Here is a 20,356-nt window from a genome sequence, read left to right as displayed (position 1 = left end):
TACCTTTGGGGGGTGTACCGGTTCCTGCTGACGCCCCGCTGGTGGGGGATCCACCTCTTCGTCGTGCTGGCCATCCCCTTCTGTGTCTTCATGGGGTCGTGGCAGCTCGGGCGGTTCGAAGACCGCGTCGAGTCCCACCAGGACGCCGAGGAGAAGCCCGGCCCCGGCAAGCAGGCCGCCGTACCGCTCGACGAGCTGCTGCCCGTCGACCAGGAGACATCGGGGCGGCCTGCCACGGCCACCGGGCGGTACGCGGAGCAGTTCGTCGTGCCCGGGCGGGAGCTCGACGGCAAGCGTGGCTCCTACGTGCTGACCCTGCTGCGCACCGACGACGGCAAGGCCCTGCCCGTCGTGCGCGGGTGGCTGCCGGCCGGGACCAAGGCCCCCGCCGTGCCTTCGGGCGAGGTCACCGTGACCGGTGCGCTCCAGGCCTCCGAGAACGCGGGCACCGATGGTGTGCACGCGGGAGGCGGGCTGCCGCAGGGGCAGTTGGGCATGATCAGCGCCGCGTCGCTGGTGAATCTCGTGCCGTACGACGTGTACGACGCCTGGATCACCCTCAGCAAGGCCGACGGCGGGATGGAGCCCGTCCCCGCTGTCGCGCCGCAGGGCAGTGGCCTCGATCTCAAGGCGTTCCAGAACCTGGGCTACACGGGCGAGTGGTTCGTCTTCGCCGGATTCGTGCTCTTCATGTGGTTCCGGCTCATGCGCCGGGAGGCGGAGGCCGCCCGGGATCTCGCGCTCGGGATCCTGCCGGAGGACGAGGGACGTACCTCCGTCGGCACCGGCGGCTGAGGCGCAGCCCTCCCGGCCGCGCCCGCCCCGTCACCTCACGGCCAACGGCTGACGGCTGACGGCTGACGGCTTGCGCCTTATGACGCCGCCAGCACGCCCGTCCGGTAAATCGTGCCCGCGCACGCGTTGGAGATCGTCGCCTGCGAGCTCGGGGACCCCACGTCCGGCGTGTGGCTCACCGAGATGCTGCCCTCCGCCGTGGTCCCGCCGTCCTCGCTGCCGAGCTGCGTCTCGGTGCCCGTCTGCTCCGTTTCGCCCTCGCCACCGCCGCCGGCACCGCCACCACTCGCGGCGCCGCCGTCCGTCGTACCGCCCGTGCTGGGGTCTTCCGTCGGCGTGGGGTCGGGGGTGGGGTCGACCGTCGGGCAGGTGTCCGTCGGCACCCAGGCGAACTTCACCTCGTACGACATGTTCGGTGCGAGCACCAGGCCGGTCGTCTCCATGGACGGGTCCGGCAGTCCGGTCGCCGCGTCCCCCGAGGTGTGCTCGACCACGTTGATGCGTGCCGGGTCGGCCGCCCCCATCGCCTGGAAGCTCACCGCGCCGCTGCCTGCGACCGCGCACTCCTGGCCGGAGACATTGGCGATGCGGAAGGTCCCGTACACCTTGCCCTCGGCGTCGGGTACGCCCACACCCGCAGTGCCGGCGAGCTGGCTCGGATCGCACGTCGGCGCGGCCGCGGCCGCCGTGCCGGGAACGTCGCCGCCCGAGCCGCTGCCCGTGCCCTCGCCGCCCGACGAACCCTTCTCCTTGCCCTTTTCCTTGTCCTTCTTTTTCTTCTCGTCCTTGGAGGTCGGCTTGTCCGAGGGGTTTCCTGCCTCCTTCTTGCCACCGTCCTCGTCCTTCTCCCCGCCCGTGCCGCCGTGCGCTTCCTGCCCGTGGCCGGCGATCGAGGGGCGGTCGTCCGACGCGCTGCCGGAGTTCGACACATGGACGAAGGCGGGGATCGCGGTGCCGACGAAGAGCGCGGCGGCTGCCATGCCGACGACAGCCTGGCGCCGCCTCGCGCGCCGGGCGGGGACCGCCTTGCGCAGGTGGTCGAGGGCGCCCTGGGAGGGTTCGAGCTCGTCCACGGCGCCGTGCAACAGGCGGCGCAGGGCGAGTTCGTCCGTACCGAGCCCGTCCGTACCGGGTACGTCGTCCTTCTTGCCGGGTACGTCGTCCTTGCCGAGGTCGTTGCTCTCGTTCGGCACGTCGTTCACAATCGCTTTTCCAGTCAGGTCGTTCAACGGCCCGTCCGGCCCGTGCCGCTCTTGCTTGCCGCTCATGCCGTCGCCTCCATGGAGACGCGCAGCGCCGCTATTCCGCGTGAGCCGTACGCCTTCACCGAGCCCAGCGATATCCCCAGCGTCTCGGCGACCTGGGCCTCCGTCATGTCCGCGAAGTAACGCAGCACCAGCACCTCGCGCTGCCTCCGCTGCAGGCCGCGCATCGCCTTGATCAGCGCGTCGCGCTCCAGCTGGTCGTACGCCCCCTCCTCCGCACTCGCCATGTCCGGCATCGGCTTCGAGAGCAGCTTCAGCCCGAGGATGCGCCTGCGCAGCGCCGAGCGGGAGAGGTTGACGACGGTCTGGCGCAGGTAGGCCAGGGTCTTCTGGGGGTCGCGCACACGGTTGCGCGCCGAGTGCACGCGTATGAACGCCTCCTGGACGACGTCCTCGCAGGAGGCCGTGTCGTCCAGCAGCAGGGCCGCGAGGCCGAGCAGCGAGCGGTAGTGCGCGCGGTAGGTCTCGGTGAGGTGGTCGACTGTGGTGCCCGCGGTCATGGCGTCGTCAGTGCCCTCGCGCGGGGACGGGATACGGGCGGGACGCGCCGTCGGCATGGGTGCGATCACCGGCATGCCGCCGGGTGTGCGGGGTCGCCGGAGGGGGCGCACTGCCACGCCGCGAGCCGGGACCACTGTGATGTCGAGAACCTCTGCCACGCCTGTTGGACACGCTTCCCCCCGCCAGGGTTGTACGCGCGAGGCACCGCTTTTGACGGTGTAACAAACGCCCTCATGCGTACCCGCCCTCCTGAATGCCCCATATGTCGTGACGCCTTGTCGGGGCGACCGCAAAGACGCTCCCCTCCCAACTGCCGGTTGCAGTAAGGCGGGGAGCGAATAATCGAACACACCAACGCCCGCGTTCAAGTGAAATCCAGCCAAGTCGTTCAAGGTTCGACTTGATCACAGAGCGTTCACAGATCCTACAAAGAATTCCGCTCTACGACGCCCGGAGTTACGCGGCTCGAAGCTCCGCTGCGACGAGCTCCGCGATCTGGGCGGTGTTGAGGGCGGCTCCCTTACGGAGATTGTCGCCGCACACAAAGAGTTCGAGTGCGGTGGGGTCGTCCAACGACCGCCGCACGCGCCCCACCCAGGTCGGGTCCGTCCCCACCACGTCCGCGGGCGTGGGGAATTCGCCCGCCGCAGGGTTGTCGAACAGCACCACACCCGGCGCCGTGGCCAGGATCTCGTGCGCCCGGTCGACCGTGACCTCGCCCTCGAAGCGGGCGTGTACGGCCAGTGAGTGCGTCGTGATCACCGGCACCCGGACACAGGTGACCGAGACCCGCAGATCGGGCCGGTCCAGGATCTTCCGCGACTCGGCGCGGACCTTCAGCTCCTCCGACGACCAGCCGTCGTCCATCAGCGATCCCGCCCACGGCACCACGTTCAGCGCCACTGGGCCGGGGAAGGGGCCGTTGTCGTCGCCCACGGCCCGTCGTACGTCGCCGGGGCTGATGCCCAGCTCCGTACCGGCGACGAGGGACAGCTGGGTGCGCAGCGTGTCGACGCCGGCCCGGCCCGCGCCGCTCACCGCCTGGTACGAAGACACGACCAGCTCGGTCAGTCCGAACTCGGCGTGCAGCGCGCCCATGGCAACGATCATCGACAGCGTCGTGCAGTTGGGGCTCGCCACGATGCCGCGCGGGCGGACCCGTACGGCATGGGGATTGACCTCGGGCACGACCAGCGGCACCTCAGGATCCATCCGGAAGGCGGCCGAGTTGTCCACGACGACCGCGCCCAGGCCGGCCGCGATGGGCGCCCACTGGGCGGCCACGTCGTCGGGTACGTCGAACATCGCGACGTCGACGCCTGTCAGAGCCTCCTCCGACAGCGCCAGAACCTCGGTCTCCTCCCCGCGTACGACCAGCTTCCGGCCGGCCGAGCGCGGGGAGGCGACGAGTCTGATCTCGCCCCAGACGTCGGCGTGCTGCGACAGGATCTGGAGCATGACGGCGCCGACGGCTCCGGTCGCTCCGACGACCGCGAGTGTCGGCTTGCCAGTCACTTGCGAGTCACCTTCCAGTGCCCCCGTAGACGACGGCCTCGTCGGAGTCGCTGTCCAGGCCGAAGGCGGTGTGCACGGCGCGCACGGCCTCGTTGACGTCGTCGGCGCGGGTCACGACCGAGATGCGGATCTCGGAGGTCGAGATCAGCTCGATGTTCACGCCCGCGTCGGACAGCGCCTCGAAGAAGCCCGCCGTGACGCCCGGGTTGGTCTTCATTCCGGCGCCGACCAGGGAGATCTTGCCGATCTGGTCGTCGTAGCGAAGCGACTCGAACCCGATCGCGGCCTTCGCCTTCTCCAGGGCGTCGATGGCCTTGCGGCCGTCGGTCTTGGGGAGGGTGAAGGAGATGTCGGTCAGGCCGGTGGTCGCGGCCGAGACGTTCTGCACGACCATGTCGATGTTGATCTCGGCGTCCGCGATGGCACGGAAGATCGCCGCGGCCTCGCCCGGCTTGTCCGGCACACCGACGACCGTGACCTTGGCCTCGGAGACGTCATGGGCGACTCCGGAGATTAGCGCGTGCTCCACCTGCTGGTCCCCTTGCGGCTCGTGACTGACCCAGGTCCCGCGCATGCCCGAGAAGGACGAGCGGACGTGGATCGGGATGTTGTATCGACGTGCGTACTCGACGCACCGGTGCAGCAGCACCTTGGAGCCGGAGGCGGCGAGCTCCAGCATGTCCTCGAAGGAGATCCACTCGATCTTCTGGGCCTTCTTCACGACCCGGGGGTCGGCGGTGAAGACACCGTCCACATCGGTGTAGATCTCACAGACCTCGGCGTCGAGCGCCGCGGCCAGCGCCACCGCGGTCGTGTCCGAGCCGCCCCGGCCGAGGGTGGTGATGTCCTTCTTGTCCTGGGACACACCCTGGAAGCCGGCGACGATGGCGATGTTGCCCTCGTCGAGGGCGGTGCGGATACGGCCCGGCGTGACATCGATGATGCGCGCTTTGTTGTGGACCGAGTCGGTGATGACACCTGCCTGGCTGCCCGTGAACGACTGGGCCTCGTGGCCCAGGTTTTTGATCGCCATGGCCAGCAGGGCCATGGAAATCCGCTCACCTGCGGTCAGCAGCATGTCGAATTCACGTCCGGCAGGGATCGGGGATACCTGCTCGGCGAGATCGATCAACTCGTCCGTCGTGTCGCCCATCGCCGAAACCACGACAACGACCTGGTGGCCGTCCTTCTTGGCATCGACGATTCTCTTGGCGACGCGCTTGATGCCTTCGGCATCGGCAACGGAGGAGCCTCCGTACTTCTGCACGACAAGGCCCACGTGCGCTCCTCGCTAGTCATTACTGCGGTCGGCTCAGTTTACCGAGCAGGCCGGGCCCGCCCACGCCGTATCACATCCTGAGATGTCCCGCTCATGATGTGATCAAGACGCAACCCGGGCAGGCTCTGACCTGCTCGGTGAGGATGCCTGCCCCGGCGCACGTCCGGTACGCGGAACGTGGGGTGGCTCACATGCCGGTCACCGCTCGTGGCGGCGTACGGTCACGTCACCGTGCGCAGGCCGAGCGGGCCCGCCAGTTCCTCCGCCATGACCTTGCCGGCTTGCTTCTCCAGCTCCTCCTCGCCGAGGTCCTGGTCCGTGTCCAGGCCGTCCAGCTCCTCCAGGGGCTGGTCGAGGCGCACGTGCGCGACCAGGGACTGGAGGGCGCGGAGGCAGGCGGAGGCGGTGGAGCCCCAGTTGGAGAAGTACGAGAACTGCCACCACCACAGGGCTTCGGACGTGCGGCCTGCGCGGTAGTGGGCCAGGCCGTGGCGGAGGTCGGTGATGACGTCGGCCAGGTCGTCGGAGATCCGGCAGGCGACCGGCGCCTTGCGCGGCTCGTACGGGTCGAAGACCTCGGAATAGACGTCGATGGGGTCGAGCATGCGGGCGAAGCGCTCCCGCAGGTCGTCCACGTCCGGCTCCGGGCCGAGGTCCGGCTCGTACCGCTCGTCGGGGACGATGTCCTCGTGCGCGCCCAGCCGACCGCCTGCCAGGAGGAGTTGGGACACCTCCAGCAGGAGGAACGGGACCGCACTGTCGGGCTCGTCGCCCTTGGCCACTTCCGTGACCGCGACGATGAAGCTTTCGATCTGGTCCGCGATCTGGACGGCGAAATCGTCCGGGTCCTGCGCGACCGCATGCAGCAGCTTAGTGTTGGCGTTCGCGTTGACGTCAGGCTTTGCGTCAGACATCGAGCAATCGTCTCCCCTCGAAGGCACGGCCCAGCGTGACCTCGTCGGCGTACTCAAGATCTCCCCCGACGGGGAGTCCACTGGCCAGGCGTGTCACCCGCAGACCCATCGGCTTGACCATCCGGGCGAGATAGGTGGCGGTTGCCTCGCCCTCCAGGTTCGGGTCGGTGGCCAGGATCAGCTCGGTGACGGTGCCGTCCGCGAGGCGCGCAAGCAGCTCGCGGATCCGCAGATCGTCCGGGCCGACGCCCTCGATGGGGCTGATGGCCCCGCCGAGTACGTGATAGCGGCCGCGGAACTCCCGCGTCCGCTCGACCGCGACGACGTCCTTGGGCTCCTCGACGACACAGATGACCGCCGGGTCGCGGCGCGGGTCGCGGCAGATCCCGCACCGCTCCTCCTGTGCGACGTTGCCGCACACCGAGCAGAACCGGACCTTGTCCTTGACCTCCAGGAGGGCGTGGGCAAGGCGGCGGACGTCGGTGGGCTCGGCCTGGAGGATGTGGAAGGCGATCCGCTGCGCGCTCTTGGGACCGACGCCGGGCAGCCTGCCCAACTCGTCGATGAGGTCCTGGACCACGCCTTCGTACAACGGATTGCCTTCCTGGTACTGCTCGTCCTGGTGCTGCTCGTCCTGGTGCTGCTTGTCCTGCAGGCCTTGCTCAATACGTACGGTAGTTGCTGCGGGGCCGCCTTAGAAGGGGAGGCCGGGCATGCCGCCAAGACCCTGGGCCAGCGGGCCGAGCTTCTGCTGCTGGAGCTGCTGGGCGTTGTCGTTCGCGGCCTGCACCGCGGCGACGATCAGGTCCGCGAGCGTCTCCGTGTCGTCCGGGTCGACAGCCTTGGGGTCGATCGTGAGACCGAGGAGCTCCCCCGAGCCGTTCACGGTCGCCTTGACGAGGCCGCCGCCGGCCTGGCCGTCGACCTCTGTCCTCGCCAGTTCTTCCTGGGCCTTCGCGAGGTCCTGCTGCATCTTCTGGGCCTGCTGGAGCAGCTGCTGCATATTGGGCTGGCCACCACCGGGAATCACGGTCACTCCTGGCACTTCGACGACGGTTGTTCGGTATGGCGAGCCTACGTGTTCGCCGGGCGCCCTGCCCCATGCCGTACGAAGCGACTCTTTCGGGTGAGAAGGTTTGCGCGCACTACCTGACCAAGACCTCCTTCCGGCCGGAAATACCGGCATGTCGGCCCCGCCGCCCACCATTCGGCGGTAGGAAGGGCACGCGTATGCGCTGCGCGCATCAGGCGTTACTTCACGTCATGTTGCGTCACGTAACGTCACGTCCCGCACGTCATGAACAAAGCGCAGAGGAGTGCCCGGTGAGCCAGCCGGAGATGCAGCCCGAGGGGCCCGCCCGGAGGGAGAGCAGGGGCGCCGACGAGCGGTTGCCCGGGCGGTCGCACGGGCGGTCGTACGGGCGATTCTCGGGGCGGTCGAACGGCGAAGGCGATCTGCCCGATCTGACCGGGCGGCCGTTCCCGCTCGGCGACTGGGGCGAGCCCGCCGAGCGTCTCGACGAGCTCTACCAGTGGGTGGAGGCGGGTGCGCTGCGTACCGCCGACTGGTACCTGGCCGACCGGTCGTGGAAGCGCCGCAGCGCGCGTGCGCTGCGGATCGGGACAGCGGCCGGCGTGATCACCGGGGCCGCCCTGCCGCTCGTCGACCTGGCCGGGGCGGTGGACGGGACGGCGGTGTGGGGCTACCTGGCGCTGCTGATCGGCGCGGCGTGCATGGGCTGCGACCGGTACTTCGGGCTCACGTCCGGCTGGATGCGGGACATGGCCACGGCGCAGGCGGTGCACCGGCGGCTGCAGGCGCTGCAGTTCGACTGGGCGTCGGAGAGTGTGCGGGAGGTCCTCGGCCCTGCCGAGGGGACCGCGAGCGAGGCGGCCGAGCGGTGCCTGGGTGTGCTGCGGCGGTTTTCGGAGGACGTGACGGAGCTGGTGCGGTCGGAGACGGCGGACTGGATGGTGGAGTTCCGGGCGGGGCCTGCGCCGCTGGGGATCCAGTCCGTGGTGGGCGGCGTGGGTGGCGTGGGCGGGCCCCGGGGCGAGGGCGGGTCGTCGGCCGGCCGCTACCCGCTGCCCCCGGGCACACGGCCGAACATGCCACGCCAGCGGCCACCGGAGTCGCCTCGCTGAGGGCTGCGGACCCCCGGAGTGGTGATGTGGGGTGCGGGGCACCCCACATCCCGGTGCGGCTGCTTCACGCCGCAAGCACTCTAGCTAAAGATGATCATGGAGCCTTGGCCGAGGCTTCGGGTTGCTGCTGCGTGCAGGCCCAGCCAGACGTGGCGTTCGCGGGCGAAGGGACTTTCGTCGTACGGCAGGGGGTCGGCCGGTTCTTCCAGGGTTGTGGGGCGGCCGGGCGGCCGTGGCGGCGACGGGGGGTTCGCCGCGTCGATGCCGATCGAGGCGGCCACAAATTCCAGTTCCCGCAGCAGGCCCTGCGTGGAGCCCAATGGGCCGCCGCCGGCCAGGAGTTCCTCGTTGGACAGGGGCGCGGCGAAGTCCACCGGGACATAAGCGCCCGCGTGGTCGTAGTGCCAGACCAGGTGCGACTGCTGGGCCGTCGACTCGAACATCTCCAGGAGCTGCGCGTAGTCACCGCCCAGAGCGTCCACCGGGGTCACTTCGAGGCCGCAGATCTGGAGCAGGTACGCGCGGCGCAGGAAGTGCAGGGCGTCGTAGTCGAAGCCGGCCACCGGGGCGACGTCTCCCGACAGGCCCGGCATGTAGGCGAATACGGGAACGGTGGGCAGGCCCTCGTCGGTGAGGGCCTTGTCGTACGACGCGATCTCTTCGGCGAAGGGATTGTCGGGGCTGTGGCACAGCACATCGACGAGGGGGACCAGCCACAGGTCACAGGCCACGTACGGCTCGCTCTCCACTGGGTTCGTGCGACGGTCGGGACAGCGTAGTGCTACGAACCCGCTGCGCACAGTTGGCGGATGGGGGCGGACTTTTTCAACCGGTACTGCCCACGTCTTTTCAACCGGTACTGCCCACGTCCCAGATCCAGGCTCCGCCCACCCGCTCTCCCGGCCGCCCCAGCAGCTTCGACACCGTCCTGTACAGCGCCGCCTCGTTGTCCTGCGGGGCGAGTACGACGACGCCCGCCCGCCAGTGCGTCAGGTCCGCACGTGCCTGTGCCTGCCAATTGGGGCCGATTGTGGGGATCCGGCCCCCGTAACGGATGTCCCGCAGGAGGTTGGAAGTGTGGCGCGGGGAGGCGCCGTAAATGCCGATACGGTCCGGGCCCCAGGGACCGTTGAAGTAGCCGTGGGCCACCGGGAAGTGGGGTGCGGTGGCGGACTGCCAGTGCAGGGCCTCCGCGTTGCCGGGGTCCGGGAGCGGGACGGGCACCACCGATTCGCCCTCGGCGACGTACGACTTCCACATGCCCTCCGCGATGAACGCCGGGACGTCCGGGCGGTCCCGTGTCGGCATCGGCGTCGGGACGATGGGGACGAGTGCGAGGGCGAGCGCTGTTGTGGCCAGGGTCCGGTGGAGACGGGGGACGCTGTCCGGGAACGCGTTCAGGCGGTCCGCTGCCAGCGCCACCAGGATGCCCAGTGCCGGGGCGCAGATCATCGCCACCCGGGACTCGATGACCGACTCGAAGAGCGGCTGGTGGGCCAGCGCCCGCCACGGTCCCGTAAGGATCATGTCCGTGTACGGGATGCGGAACTTGGGGCCGAGGGAGAGCAGCGCCGCCGCGAGTGCGGTGAAGGTGAGCGCCTTGACCAGGGCGAGGCGCCACAGGCTGATGACGATCGCGAAGGTCAGGCCGACGAGCGGCCAGCCGTAGAAGGCGTTCTGCTCGGTGCGGTTTATGGCGAGCGGGTCGGCCCTCGCCTCGTCGCCGAACAGCGCGCGGCCGGAGAACTCCAGGAAGGCGAGCGGGCTGTTGCCGGCTCTGTCGCCGTGCAGGACGCTGTGGTAGCTCTGCGGCCCGAAGAACTGCCAGTACAGCGGGTAGGCGACGAGCGGCAGGCAGACGGCGGCGGCCACCCCGACGCCCTTGAGCAGCGGGCGCCATGCCGCCCGTGCCGTCTCCCGGTTCGCGAGGGCGTACGAGAGCGCGAAGAGCAGCATGCCCATGGCGGCGAGGAGCAGCGGCTCCTCGCCGAGGAAGATCTGGTACGTCGCGAAAAGGCCGAGCAGGGCCCCGTCCCGTACGACGCGGGCGTCCCTTTCGCAGAGCCGCAGTGCCCTGTCGACGATCACCGGGATCATGAACAGCACCGCGAAGTTGGGGTGGGCGGTGGCGTGCGAGATCATCGGCGGCGCGAAGGCGCACAGCGCGGCGCCGACGGCCGCCGCCCAGCGGCTGCGTACGAGCCGCTTCGCGATCAGCCAGTACCAGGCGACGGCGGTCGCGGCCAGGCCCACGGTCAGGACGAGCGCCCAGGTCACGGTCGGCCCGAGGGTGAGCGTCACGGGTGTGAGCGGGACGGACAGGCCGAGCATGACGGTGTTCGCCATGAGGTTCACGCCGTCGGGGAAGTTCTGCGCGGTCGTGAAGAGCGGATTGCTCAGATGCGCGACGTTGTCGGCGGTGACCGCGAAGAACCATTCCCACTGGTTCTGGTCCTGGCCCGAGTCGGCGAGGTAGCGGTGATCCAGGTCTGCCCACAGCCCCTTGTAGAGGATCACTGAGGCGAGGAGGAAGAGACCTGCGACGGCGAGGTCGACGGGGCGTGGGCGCCGCCGTACCGACTGCGTCGGCCGTGTCTTCAGGCGTACCAGCTCCAGCAGCACCTTGCCGTAGTCGGCGGGCCTGACCTTGGAGCCCTCCTGGTGCGCCCAGCGAACCGGAACCTCGGCTACCGGCCATCCCTGCCGGCGGAAGAACTGCAGTATCTCGACGTCTATGCCCCACCCGTCGAGCCGCGCGTCGGCGAAAGCGGTACGCGCCTTGTCCCCGTCGAAGAGTTTGAAGCCGCACTGCGTGTCCCGTATGCCGGGGACGGCGACGGCCCGTATGAGGCGGTTGCCCATCCGGCCGAGCCACTCGCGGATGCGCCGCTGGTGCACGTCTATGGCCGAGTCGGGGTGCGCGCGTGAGCCGATGGTGGCGCTGAGCCGCCCGTCCTCGTCCGACAGCTCCTTGTCGAGCCGGTCGAGCTCCTCGATCGGGGTGGCCAGGTCGGCGTCCGTGACCAGCACCATGCGGCCGTGCGAGGCGGCTACTCCCCGGCGCAGGGCGTTGCCCTTGCCGCGGTTCCCTTCGGCGCCCGCCTCGACCAGCTGGATGCGCGGCTCCCGGGCGGCGGCGGCCCGTACGGCATCGGCCGTACCGTCCGTCGAGCCGTCGTCGACGACGATCAGCTCCCAGCTGTCCCAGCGGCCCGGATCGGCTCGCAGGTGGGCGGAGATGGCGTCCAGCGTGGGGCCCAGTCGCCGTTCCTCGTTGTACGCGGGGACGACGACCGTCAGATCGACACTCACTGTTGAGAACGCTCCAGGCTCTCTGCGCTCTCTGCGCTTTCCGCGCTCTCCAGGCGCTCCGCCCACGCGACCAGCTCCGCGTAATACGCGCCTATCACCGCCCGCAGCGCCTCGCCGTCGCCGCGCGTGACCGCGTCCACGACCTCCGAGTGGCCGCTCCACAGCCGCTCCTTGAGGCACGGGTCGCCGCGCAGATGCGGGACGGAGAAGACCCAGCAGCGCAGCCGCAACTGGTGAAGAAAGTCCGAGATATGGGGATTTTCGATGAGCGAACCGAGCTCACGCCAGAAGCGCAGGTCGTACCCGATGAAGATGTCCAGGTCGCCGGCCCTGGCCGCCCGCGCGGCCTCGTCCGCCCGCCGCCGTACGGCCATCAGCGCGCCGACGTGCGCACCACTGAGACCGCCCTCGGCGATCTTGCGGAAGACGCCGTCGGCGATCAGGGAGCGGGCCTCGACCATGCCCCGGAAGTCGGCGACGGAGATCTCGCAGACGCGGAAGCCGCGGTGCTGGTCGGAGTCGAGCAGGCTCTGCGCGGCCAGGTCGACGAGCGCTTCCCTGACGGGCGTCGCGGAGACGCCGTACTGCTCGGCTATCTGCTTGACGGTGAATTCCTGGCCCGGCCGCAAACGCCCTGCCAGCACCTCGTCACGGAGCGCGTCCGCGATCTGCTGCCGCAGGGTGTTGCGGGTCACAGCTCCGGTCGCGGGCATGGCGTCTTTCCCCTTCGTATGGCTCCGGACACCTTAGGCGGTGTTGTCCGGGACCTGCCGGAGGGCCGTGGGTCGCGGCTCCTGACCTGCGCGTTTACGCACGTCAGGAGCCGCAGGGCGCCTTCGATCAGGCCGCCGTCGTGTGCTCGTCCGCGACCGCGAGAGCCACGTCGAGGGCCGCCAGGCCCTCCTTCGCCTCCGCCTCGGTGACGTTGCACGGCGGGACTACGTGGGTGCGGTTCATGTTGATGAAGGGCCAGAGGCCGTTCTTCTTGCAGGCCGCGCCGAACGCCGCCATCGGGGCATTGGCCGCGCCCGCCGCGTTGTACGGGACGAGCGGCTCTCGGGTCTCGCGGTCCTTGACCAGGTCGAGCGCCCAGAACATGCCCGTACCGCGGATCTCGCCGATGCTCGGGTGGCGCTCGGCCAGCTCGCGCAGGCCCGGGGCGATCACCGTCTCGCCGATGTGGGCCGCGTTCTCGACGACACGCTCCTCGTCCATCACCTGGAGGGTGGCCACCGCGGCGGCGCAGGCGAGCGGGTGGCCCGAGTACGTGAGACCGCCGGGGTAGGGGCGGGTGGAGAAGGTTTCGGCTATCTCGGCGGAGATGGCCACGCCGCCCAGGGGCACGTAACCCGAGTTGACGCCCTTCGCGAAGGTCATCAGGTCCGGTACGACGTCGAAGTGCTCGGACGCGAACCACTTGCCCGTACGGCCGAAGCCCGCCATGACCTCGTCGAGGACGAAGACGATGCCGTGCCGGTCGCAGATCTCGCGTACGCCCGCGAGGTAGCCGGGCGGCGGCGTCATGATGCCCGCGGTGCCCGGGATGGTTTCGAGCACGATCGCGGCGATCGTGGCCGGGCCCTCGAAGGCGATGGTGTCTTCCAGGTGCTGGAGCGCGCGGGCACACTCCTCGGCCTCTGTCCGGGCGTAGAACGCCGAGCGGTACAGGAAGGGCGCCCAGAAGTGGACCGTGCCCGACGTGCCGTTGTCGGAGGCCCAGCGGCGCGGGTCGCCGGTCAGGTTGATCGCCGTGGAGGTGGCGCCGTGGTACGAGCGGTAGGCGGCCATCACCTTGTGGCGGCCCGTGTGCAGACGGGCCATGCGGACGGCGTTCTCGACGGCCTCGGCGCCGCCGTTGGTGAAGAAGATCTTGTCGAGGTCGCCGGGGGTGCGCTCGGCGATGAGGCGTGCGGCCTCGGAGCGCGCCTCGACGGCGAAGGCCGGCGCGAAGGTCGTCATCTTCGCCGCCTGCTCCTGGATCGCGGCGACGACCGTGGGGTGCTGGTAGCCGATGTTGGTGAAGACGAGGCCGCTGGTGAAGTCGAGGTAGCGGTTGCCGTCGTAGTCCCAGAAGTACGAACCCTCGGCGCCGGCGACGGCGAGCGGATCGATCAGGCCCTGGGCGGACCAGGAGTGGAACACGTGCGCACGGTCTGCTGCCTTCACGGCCGCGCCGGCCTTGGGGCCTCCCCTGCTCGAACGGAGTTGAGAGCTTGGGGAAGGATCGACATGAGGGGTCATGGGGCCAGCGTAAAGACGCGCAGGTGGGGGGTGACATGGCCACCTTGTATGGACTGCGCCACTTTCGTGGGCAGGGTGTCGATCGAGTCCGGCCCACTGGCCGCCATTGACAACATGCTGTCATTACGACAGGATGTTGTCATCAAGCTTCGAGCAACGGGGCTTCGAGCCGAGGGAGACCGTCATGGCTGGTAAGACCGTGCACCTCGCCGTTTACGACACCTACGCCGACTGGGAGACGGGCCACACCACCGCCCACCTCACCCAGCACGGCTACACCGTCAAGACCGTCGCCGCGACCTCCGATCCCGTCACGACCATGGGCGGCGTGCGCATCCAGCCCGACTTCACGCTCGACGACGTACAGCCGCAGGACAGCGCGCTGCTGATCCTCACCGGCGCGAACCTGTGGGACACAGGCGACGAGCTCGCGCCCTTCGCCCGCAAGGCGCGCGCATTCCTCGAAGCGGGCGTGCCGGTCGCCGCGATCTGCGGGGCGACGGCGGGGCTGGCGCGCGAGGGGCTGCTCGACGACCGCGCGCACACCAGCGCCGTTTCCTTCTACCTCGCCGCGACCGGGTACAAGGGCGGCGAGCACTACCGGGAGGCGGACGCCGTCACCGACGACGACGGCCTCCTGATCACTGCCGGGCCGACCGAGCCTGTCGCGTTCGCCCGCGAGGTCTTCGCACGCCTCGGGGTGTACGAGGACGAAAAGCTCGACGCGTGGTACCGGCTGTTCCACGACTCGGACGCCTCCGCCTTCGAGGTACTGGAGTCGTGAGCCGGGAGGAGCAGGACCTGCTCAGCCGTACGGCGCTGGGCACCTTCCGCCTCAACGGCCAGTTCCTCGCCATTTCGGAGGAATTGGCCCGCCCGGCGGGCCTCACCGCCGCGTGGTGGCAGGTCATCGGCGCCGTACTGCGCGAACCGCTCACCGTCGCCGGGATCGCCCGCACCATGGGAATCACCCGGCAGAGCGTGCAGCGCATCGCCGATCTGCTGGTGACGAAGGGCCTGGCGGAGTACGCCACGAATCCCGCCCACCGTCGCGCGAAGCTGCTGCGTCCGACGGAGGCGGGCCGGGACGCCGTGCGCAAGATCGATCCGGGGCACGCGGCGCTGGCCGCGCGGCTCGCGGCGGAGCTGGGCGAGGAGGGGTTCGCCGAGACGGTACGGGTGCTGGAGCGGCTGTCGAAGGCGCTGGACGCGGTGGCGGACGTACGGGAACCGCAGGGCCGGTAGGAACGGTAGGACGGGTAGGACGGGTAGGACCGGTACGAACCGGTAGGACTGGTACTAAACCGGTAGGACCGCCCACGAACCGCAGGGGAACCGCAGGCGGCTTCCCGCCCGTCATTGTCGTACCGGCGCACTATTGTCGGTTCGTCGGGGGACACCGCGGGGAGAGTGGCGCTGCCATGGAGAAGCTGGGACCGGCCGATCCCCAACAGATCGGCGCCTACCGGCTGTTGGCGCGGCTCGGGGCGGGCGGCATGGGGCAGGTATATCTGGCCCGCTCGGGCCGGGGCCGTACGGTCGCCGTCAAGCTGGTACGTCAGGAACTCGCCGAGCAGGAGGAGTTCCGCGCCCGCTTCCGGCAGGAGGTCGCGGCTGCGAGGCGCGTCGGCGGCCGGTGGACGGCGCCGGTCCTGGACGCGGACACGGAGGCGGCGATTCCGTGGGTCGCGACGGGTTACGTCGCCGGCCCGAGTCTCCACTCGGTCGTCTCGCCCGCGGCGGGGCGCGCGCGGGGTTCTGAAGCCTCCGGCGGCCACGGCGCGGCCCACTCCTCCGGCGGCCACGGTCCGCTGCCGGAGCGGTCTGTCCACATCCTCGGGGCGGGCCTCGCCCACGCGCTCCGGGACATCCACGCCGCCGGTCTCATCCACCGCGACCTGAAGCCGTCCAACATCCTGGTCACCATCGACGGGCCACGCGTCATCGACTTCGGCATCGCGCGTGCGCTGGAGACGGTCGCGGACCCCGGCCTGACCAGAACCGGCGCCCTGATCGGCTCCCCCGGTTTCATGGCCCCGGAGCAGGTGCGCGGCGAGCGGCTCACACCGGCGTGCGACATTTTCTGCCTGGGGGCGGTGCTGGCGTACGCGGCGACCGGCCGGCTGCCGTTCGGCACGGCCGACAGCGGCGTCCACGCGCTGATGTACCGCATCGCGACGGAGCCACCGACGCTGGACGGCGTACCGGAGAGCCTCCAGGACCTGGTTCGCGACTGCCTCCACAAGAACCCGGCGGCACGTCCGTCCCCGGACCAGATCGTGGCCCGCACACGCGGCGGGGACGGGGAACCGTGGCTGCCGGGAGCACTGGTGGCCCAGTTGGGCAGCCACGCGATAAGACTGCTGGAGGTCGAAAACCCGGACGCGACCGGAACGGCAAACGCGAACGCGACGCCCCAGTCCGGTGCCACCCCGCGCGGGGACGCGCGCACCGGAGGCGTGCCCGGCGGAGCGAGAGCCGGAAGTGCCTGGCCCGGAGGCGACACAGCGGGAGGCGCGGGCGCCCCGGCAGGGGGCGGAGCAGCGGGAGCCGTCGGAGGCGCAGCCGCTGCGCCCGGGCACCCAGGAGCCGAAGCCTTCCCGCCCGAAGGCCCCGGACCGGGAACAGCGGCGCCCGGAGCCGGCGAATCTTTGGCCCCCGGGGGCGCGGGAGCCGGAACGCCCGGCTCGGGTTCTGCGGCAGCCCCAGGCGGAACCGGCGCAGCACCCGGAGGCGGCGGAAGCGCAGCGGCCGCGACCGAGGGCGCGCGAGCCGGGGGCTCCGCCGACGGCGGTCACGGAGCGGGTGTCGGCGGGCATGGCGGCGGACCAGCCGCCGCGCCTGGGCACCCGGGAGCCGGAGCCCCCAGGAGTACGGGACCGGGAGCTGACGGGCCCCGGACCGGCTCCGCCGAAGCCGCACCACCCGGAGACCGAACGAGCCCACCACCCGCAGCCGGCGGAGGCGCAGCCGCCACACCCAGGCAAGCAGGTGCCGGGGCCCCCAGGAACGCAGGATCCCGGGCGGACACGCCCGGGGCTGATACCACCACGCCCGGAGCACCCGGAGCCACCAGAGGCGCAGCCACCACACCCCGGCAGCCACACGCCGGAGCTCCCGGCCCCGGAGGCGTGGGGCCGGGTGTCGGCACGCCCACAGCTGGTTCCCCCGCCGGAGGCATGCCCCCAGGAGCCCGAGCCGGGGGCATGCATGCGATGCCTACCGTTGTCAGTGCGGCCGGGCCTCCCCCTGCCCTTGCGCGGCCTCAGCCGCGGCCTCCCGCGCCGCCCGGGCAGTACGGCTACCCCGCGCCCCATTACGTCTACCAGCCGCCCTCCCCCGAACCGCCGCCCCGCACCACGCGTTCCACCGTCGCGCTCATCGCCGTCGCGCTGGTCGTCGCGCTCGCCGCGGGCGGTTCCGTGTACGCCTTCATGAACTCCGGCGGCAGCGAGGGTGACGGCCGCACCGACAACCGAAACGGCTCACCAACGCCGTCGTCCGGAGGCGACGAGAGTGCCACGCCCTCCACCGGCTCCTCGCCCACTCCCGAAGAGGGCGACGACGCCGTACCAGAGGCATACCTCGGCACCTGGAGCGGCGGGCTCGACAGCTCCGAGGGGTACAGCACCCGCCGTCTCACCCTCCAGCAGGGCCGGGTCGGAGACACCGTGCTGTCGCTCACCGCGGACGGGCCGATGAAGGGCGGCGGCACCTACCACTGCGTCTTCCAGGCGAAGCTCGCCGCCGCCCCGAGCGGCGACGCGCCCCTGCGTATCGGCCCGTCCAAGGTCGTTGTCGGCGAGCCCATGACCTCCTGTACGCCGGGCGCGGCAAGCGAAGTAACGCTGCTTCCCGACGGGCGGCTGCGCCGGGTGAACTCGACCAGTGGGGAAGCGCTCACGTACTCGAAGTCGGAGTGAGCGCGGGAGAGCGTTGGGGGGGGCGTGCGAGGGCGTGGGAAGCCTGTCCCGGACAGGCCGGAGGGCCGTGGCGCCAGATCGTCGCGCCACGGCCCTCCGTCGCAGTCCCGCAGGTCGTGCGGGTCCTGCAGGTCATACGGGTCGTGCAGGTCGTGCAGGTCGTGCAGTGAAACGGAGCGTCAGATGAACGAGTTGATCTCGATCGTCTCCGTGCGGCCGGGACCGACACCGATCGCCGAGATCGGCGCACCCGACATCTCCTCCAGCGCCTTCACATACGCCTGCGCGTTCTTCGGCAGGTCGTCGAAGGTCTTCGCCTTGCTGATGTCCTCGGACCAGCCCGGGAGGTTCTCGTACACCGGCTTCGCGTGGTGGAAGTCGGTCTGGTTGTACGGGAGCTCCTCGACGCGCTTGCCGTCGATCTCGTACGCCACACACACCGGGATCTGCTCCCAGCCGGTCAGCACGTCCAGCTTGGTGAGGAAGAAGTCGGTGAGGCCGTTGACCCGCGTCGCGTAACGCGCGATCGGCGCGTCGAACCAGCCGCAGCGGCGGTCACGGCCGGTGGTGACACCGCGCTCGCCACCGATGCGGCGCAGTGCCTCGCCGTCCTCGTCGAACAGCTCCGTCGGGAACGGACCGGCGCCGACACGCGTCGTGTACGCCTTGAGGATGCCGATGACCCGGCTGATCTTCGTCGGGCCCACGCCCGTACCCGTGCAGGCGCCGCCCGCGGTCGGGTTCGACGACGTGACGAAGGGGTACGTGCCGTGGTCGACGTCGAGCAGCGTGCCCTGGCCGCCCTCGAAGAGGACGACCTTGTCCTCGTCGAGCGCGTTGTTGAGGATCAGCGTCGTGTCGGCGACGTACGGCTTGATCTGCTCGCCGTAGCCGAGCAGCTCCTCGACGATCTGGGCGGGATCGATCGCACGGCGGTTGTACAGCTTCGCCAGGATCTGGTTCTTGCCGTCGAGCGCCGCCTCGACCTTCTGCTGAAGGATCGACTCGTCGTAGAGGTCCTGGACGCGGATGCCGACGCGGTTGATCTTGTCGGCATAGGCCGGACCGATTCCGCGGCCGGTCGTGCCGATCTTCCGCTTGCCGAGGAAGCGTTCCGTCACCTTGTCGACGGTCGTGTGATACGGCGTGATCAAGTGCGCGTTACCGCTGATCAGCAACTTGGACGTGTCGACGCCACGCTCGTTCAGACCGCTCAGCTCGGAGAGCAGGACCGCCGGATCGACTACGACACCGTTACCAATGACCGGCGTGCATTCCGGAGTGAGGATTCCGGAAGGGAGGAGATGCAGCGCATACTTCTGGTCGCCAACGACAACCGTGTGGCCGGCGTTGTTGCCGCCCTGATAGCGCACTACATAGTCCACAGATCCACCGAGCAGGTCGGTGGCCTTTCCCTTGCCTTCGTCACCCCACTGAGCACCGAGCAGCACAAGTGCGGGCACAGGCGTACACCCCTTCCGGGCGGGGCATGTCCAACGTCAGGGGGCGTACGTACGGCGTACACCTGATACTGAGCCGTCGGACCGGGTGCCCCGGAATAGACGAAGCCCCTGGCGCAATAGCGCAAGGGGCTCTTGCACAAAGATGCTACCCGAGGAAGGACCGAGGTGTCGGCTCCAGAGCCCGCCGCGCACACCGCGCATCCGCTGCTGGTGGTCATCGACCCGGTCGCCCGGCGTACGGACGGCGAGTCCGTGCGTATCGCCAAGGACGTGCTGTGCGCCGCGGCCAACGCCAAAATCTGCCTCCCCGAGGGGCCCGAGGAGTTCGCGCGGGCCCTGGCCCGCCGGGGCAGTCGCCGCCCCGTGGTCATCGGCGACGACCGGGCGCTGCTGCGCGCCGTGGCCCTGCTGCACCGGGACCGGGAGCTCGGTTCCGGGGCGCTCGCACTGATCCCCGTGGGCGTCGGCGTGGATCTCGCGCGTGCGCTCGGCGTCCCGACGTCGGCGGTGGCCGCGGCCCGTGCGGTGCTGGAGGGCGTCGTACGGCGTCTCGATCTGCTGGTGGACGACAGCGACGGTGTGGTGCTGGGCGATCTGCGGATCCCGGCTGCGGCCGCGGCTCCGGCAGTGCGGGCGGTCGGCAGCCCTGCGGTGGCTTCCGTCTGGGACACCTGCCGCTCGCTGGTACGGACCCTGGTGCGGCCCGCGCCGCTGTCCGGACCATCCGCCGTACGTACGCACAGGCTCCGGGTGGAGGCCGACGGGGTGCTGCTGCACGACCTGGACCGGCCGGTCGAGGACGTCTGGCTGTGCTCGCGCGGCGGCCGCGCGGAGGTGGTGATCAGCCCGGAGTCGGGTGATCAGGTGCGGGCGGACGCGCTTGCGGTGACGGTGTCGGGCGCGGATTTCCGTTACCGGGCGGACGCGCTGGTCGCGGGTCCGGTCCGGACGAGGACGTGGACGGTGCGGCCGGGGGCGTGGTCGCTGATGCTGCCGGCCTGAC

Annotated in this window: 18 protein-coding genes; 6 read left to right on the top strand and 12 right to left on the bottom strand. The window is 70.2% G+C overall.

What is annotated here, in order from left to right; translation table 11 throughout:
- The first annotated feature begins 12 nt into the window (after window positions 1–12).
- Window positions 13–795: an SURF1 family protein gene (locus PXH83_RS15960; RefSeq protein WP_274560984.1), complete on the top strand. Its 783-nt coding sequence runs from the start codon at window positions 13–15 to the stop codon at window positions 793–795.
- 77 nt (window positions 796–872) lie between these two features.
- Here PXH83_RS15960 and PXH83_RS15955 read toward each other — a convergent pair whose 3' ends face one another.
- The 7 genes from PXH83_RS15955 to PXH83_RS15925 form a co-directional block, all read right to left on the bottom strand.
- On the bottom strand, window positions 873–2,063 hold the full coding sequence (locus PXH83_RS15955) for a hypothetical protein (RefSeq protein ID WP_274560983.1): 1,191 nt from the start codon (window positions 2,061–2,063) through the stop codon (window positions 873–875).
- Window positions 2,060–2,719, bottom strand: coding sequence for a SigE family RNA polymerase sigma factor (locus PXH83_RS15950; protein ID WP_214921573.1), 660 nt, complete (start codon window positions 2,717–2,719; stop codon window positions 2,060–2,062). The genes PXH83_RS15955 and PXH83_RS15950 overlap by 4 nt, the downstream gene beginning before the upstream one ends.
- 298 nt (window positions 2,720–3,017) lie before the next feature.
- The gene (locus tag PXH83_RS15945; protein WP_274560982.1) at window positions 3,018–4,076 is read right to left on the bottom strand and encodes an aspartate-semialdehyde dehydrogenase; all 1,059 of its coding nucleotides are present in this window, start codon (window positions 4,074–4,076) and stop codon (window positions 3,018–3,020) included.
- A 7-nt stretch (window positions 4,077–4,083) separates the two neighbouring features.
- Window positions 4,084–5,355 (bottom strand): aspartate kinase, encoded by a 1,272-nt coding sequence (locus PXH83_RS15940; RefSeq protein ID WP_274560981.1) that lies wholly within the window; start codon window positions 5,353–5,355, stop codon window positions 4,084–4,086.
- Window positions 5,356–5,576: 221 nt separating this feature from the next.
- Complete coding sequence (locus PXH83_RS15935) at window positions 5,577–6,269, bottom strand: DUF5063 domain-containing protein (protein ID WP_274560979.1); 693 nt, start codon at window positions 6,267–6,269, stop codon at window positions 5,577–5,579.
- Window positions 6,262–6,861, bottom strand: a complete 600-nt coding sequence (gene recR / locus PXH83_RS15930; RefSeq protein ID WP_274560977.1) for a recombination mediator RecR — start codon at window positions 6,859–6,861, stop codon at window positions 6,262–6,264. The genes PXH83_RS15935 and recR overlap by 8 nt, the downstream gene beginning before the upstream one ends.
- Window positions 6,862–6,963: 102 nt before the next feature.
- On the bottom strand, window positions 6,964–7,299 hold the full coding sequence (locus tag PXH83_RS15925; protein WP_214921589.1) for a YbaB/EbfC family nucleoid-associated protein: 336 nt from the start codon (window positions 7,297–7,299) through the stop codon (window positions 6,964–6,966).
- Window positions 7,300–7,592: 293 nt separating this feature from the next.
- On the opposite strand from PXH83_RS15925, the gene PXH83_RS15920 reads away from it, so the two are divergent.
- Window positions 7,593–8,414 carry an SLATT domain-containing protein gene (locus PXH83_RS15920; protein ID WP_274560975.1) on the top strand — a complete coding sequence of 274 codons (822 nt, stop codon included), beginning with the start codon at window positions 7,593–7,595 and terminating at the stop codon, window positions 8,412–8,414.
- An 80-nt stretch (window positions 8,415–8,494) separates the two neighbouring features.
- Here PXH83_RS15920 and PXH83_RS15915 read toward each other — a convergent pair whose 3' ends face one another.
- From PXH83_RS15915 to PXH83_RS15900, 4 genes are all read right to left on the bottom strand, one after another.
- On the bottom strand, window positions 8,495–9,145 hold the full coding sequence (locus tag PXH83_RS15915) for a hypothetical protein (RefSeq protein ID WP_214921588.1): 651 nt from the start codon (window positions 9,143–9,145) through the stop codon (window positions 8,495–8,497).
- A 118-nt stretch (window positions 9,146–9,263) separates the two neighbouring features.
- Window positions 9,264–11,726 carry a dolichyl-phosphate beta-glucosyltransferase gene (locus PXH83_RS15910; RefSeq protein WP_274560973.1) on the bottom strand — a complete coding sequence of 821 codons (2,463 nt, stop codon included), beginning with the start codon at window positions 11,724–11,726 and terminating at the stop codon, window positions 9,264–9,266.
- Window positions 11,723–12,439 carry a GntR family transcriptional regulator gene (locus PXH83_RS15905; RefSeq protein ID WP_274560971.1) on the bottom strand — a complete coding sequence of 239 codons (717 nt, stop codon included), beginning with the start codon at window positions 12,437–12,439 and terminating at the stop codon, window positions 11,723–11,725. Before PXH83_RS15905 ends, PXH83_RS15910 begins: the two co-directional genes overlap by 4 nt.
- Before the next feature lie 127 nt (window positions 12,440–12,566).
- Window positions 12,567–13,967 carry an aspartate aminotransferase family protein gene (locus PXH83_RS15900; RefSeq protein ID WP_274560968.1) on the bottom strand — a complete coding sequence of 467 codons (1,401 nt, stop codon included), beginning with the start codon at window positions 13,965–13,967 and terminating at the stop codon, window positions 12,567–12,569.
- 184 nt (window positions 13,968–14,151) lie between these two features.
- Here PXH83_RS15900 and PXH83_RS15895 point away from each other — a divergent pair, with 184 nt between their 5' ends.
- From PXH83_RS15895 to PXH83_RS15885, 3 genes are all read left to right on the top strand, one after another.
- On the top strand, window positions 14,152–14,751 hold the full coding sequence (locus tag PXH83_RS15895) for a DJ-1/PfpI family protein (RefSeq protein ID WP_274560966.1): 600 nt from the start codon (window positions 14,152–14,154) through the stop codon (window positions 14,749–14,751).
- Entirely contained in the window at window positions 14,748–15,212 is a 465-nt protein-coding gene (locus tag PXH83_RS15890) for a MarR family winged helix-turn-helix transcriptional regulator (RefSeq protein WP_274560963.1), read from the top strand. The genes PXH83_RS15895 and PXH83_RS15890 overlap by 4 nt, the downstream gene beginning before the upstream one ends.
- 176 nt (window positions 15,213–15,388) lie before the next feature.
- Window positions 15,389–17,890 carry a serine/threonine-protein kinase gene (locus tag PXH83_RS15885; RefSeq protein WP_274560961.1) on the top strand — a complete coding sequence of 834 codons (2,502 nt, stop codon included), beginning with the start codon at window positions 15,389–15,391 and terminating at the stop codon, window positions 17,888–17,890.
- Between the two features lie 179 nt (window positions 17,891–18,069).
- On the opposite strand, the gene PXH83_RS15880 is transcribed toward PXH83_RS15885, so the two are convergent.
- Entirely contained in the window at window positions 18,070–19,353 is a 1,284-nt protein-coding gene (locus PXH83_RS15880; protein WP_274560959.1) for an adenylosuccinate synthase, read from the bottom strand.
- A gap of 165 nt (window positions 19,354–19,518) precedes the next feature.
- On the opposite strand from PXH83_RS15880, the gene PXH83_RS15875 reads away from it, so the two are divergent.
- A complete protein-coding gene (locus PXH83_RS15875) occupies window positions 19,519–20,355 on the top strand; it encodes a diacylglycerol kinase family protein (protein WP_274560957.1) in 837 nt (278 codons plus the stop codon).
- The last annotated feature ends 1 nt before the right edge of the window (window position 20,356 follow it).

Source organism: Streptomyces spiramyceticus (assembly GCF_028807635.1).
In the GTDB taxonomy this organism is placed as follows: domain Bacteria; phylum Actinomycetota; class Actinomycetes; order Streptomycetales; family Streptomycetaceae; genus Streptomyces; species Streptomyces spiramyceticus.
The sequence above is the reverse complement of the archived record's forward strand: the minus strand, read 5'-3'. Positions and strand labels throughout refer to the sequence as shown.

Bases quoted from the DNA above. Each gene is read 5' to 3' on its own strand.
- PXH83_RS15955 (WP_274560983.1), bottom strand. From the start codon at position 2,063: ATGAGCGGCAAGCAAGAGCGGCACGGGCCGGACGGGCCGTTGAACGAC.
- PXH83_RS15935 (WP_274560979.1), bottom strand. From the start codon at position 6,269: ATGTCTGACGCAAAGCCTGACGTCAACGCGAACGCCAACACTAAGCTG.
- PXH83_RS15905 (WP_274560971.1), bottom strand. From the start codon at position 12,439: ATGCCCGCGACCGGAGCTGTGACCCGCAACACCCTGCGGCAGCAGATC.
- PXH83_RS15900 (WP_274560968.1), bottom strand. From the start codon at position 13,967: ATGACCCCTCATGTCGATCCTTCCCCAAGCTCTCAACTCCGTTCGAGC.
- PXH83_RS15895 (WP_274560966.1), top strand. From the start codon at position 14,152: ATGGCTGGTAAGACCGTGCACCTCGCCGTTTACGACACCTACGCCGAC.
- PXH83_RS15885 (WP_274560961.1), top strand. From the start codon at position 15,389: ATGGAGAAGCTGGGACCGGCCGATCCCCAACAGATCGGCGCCTACCGG.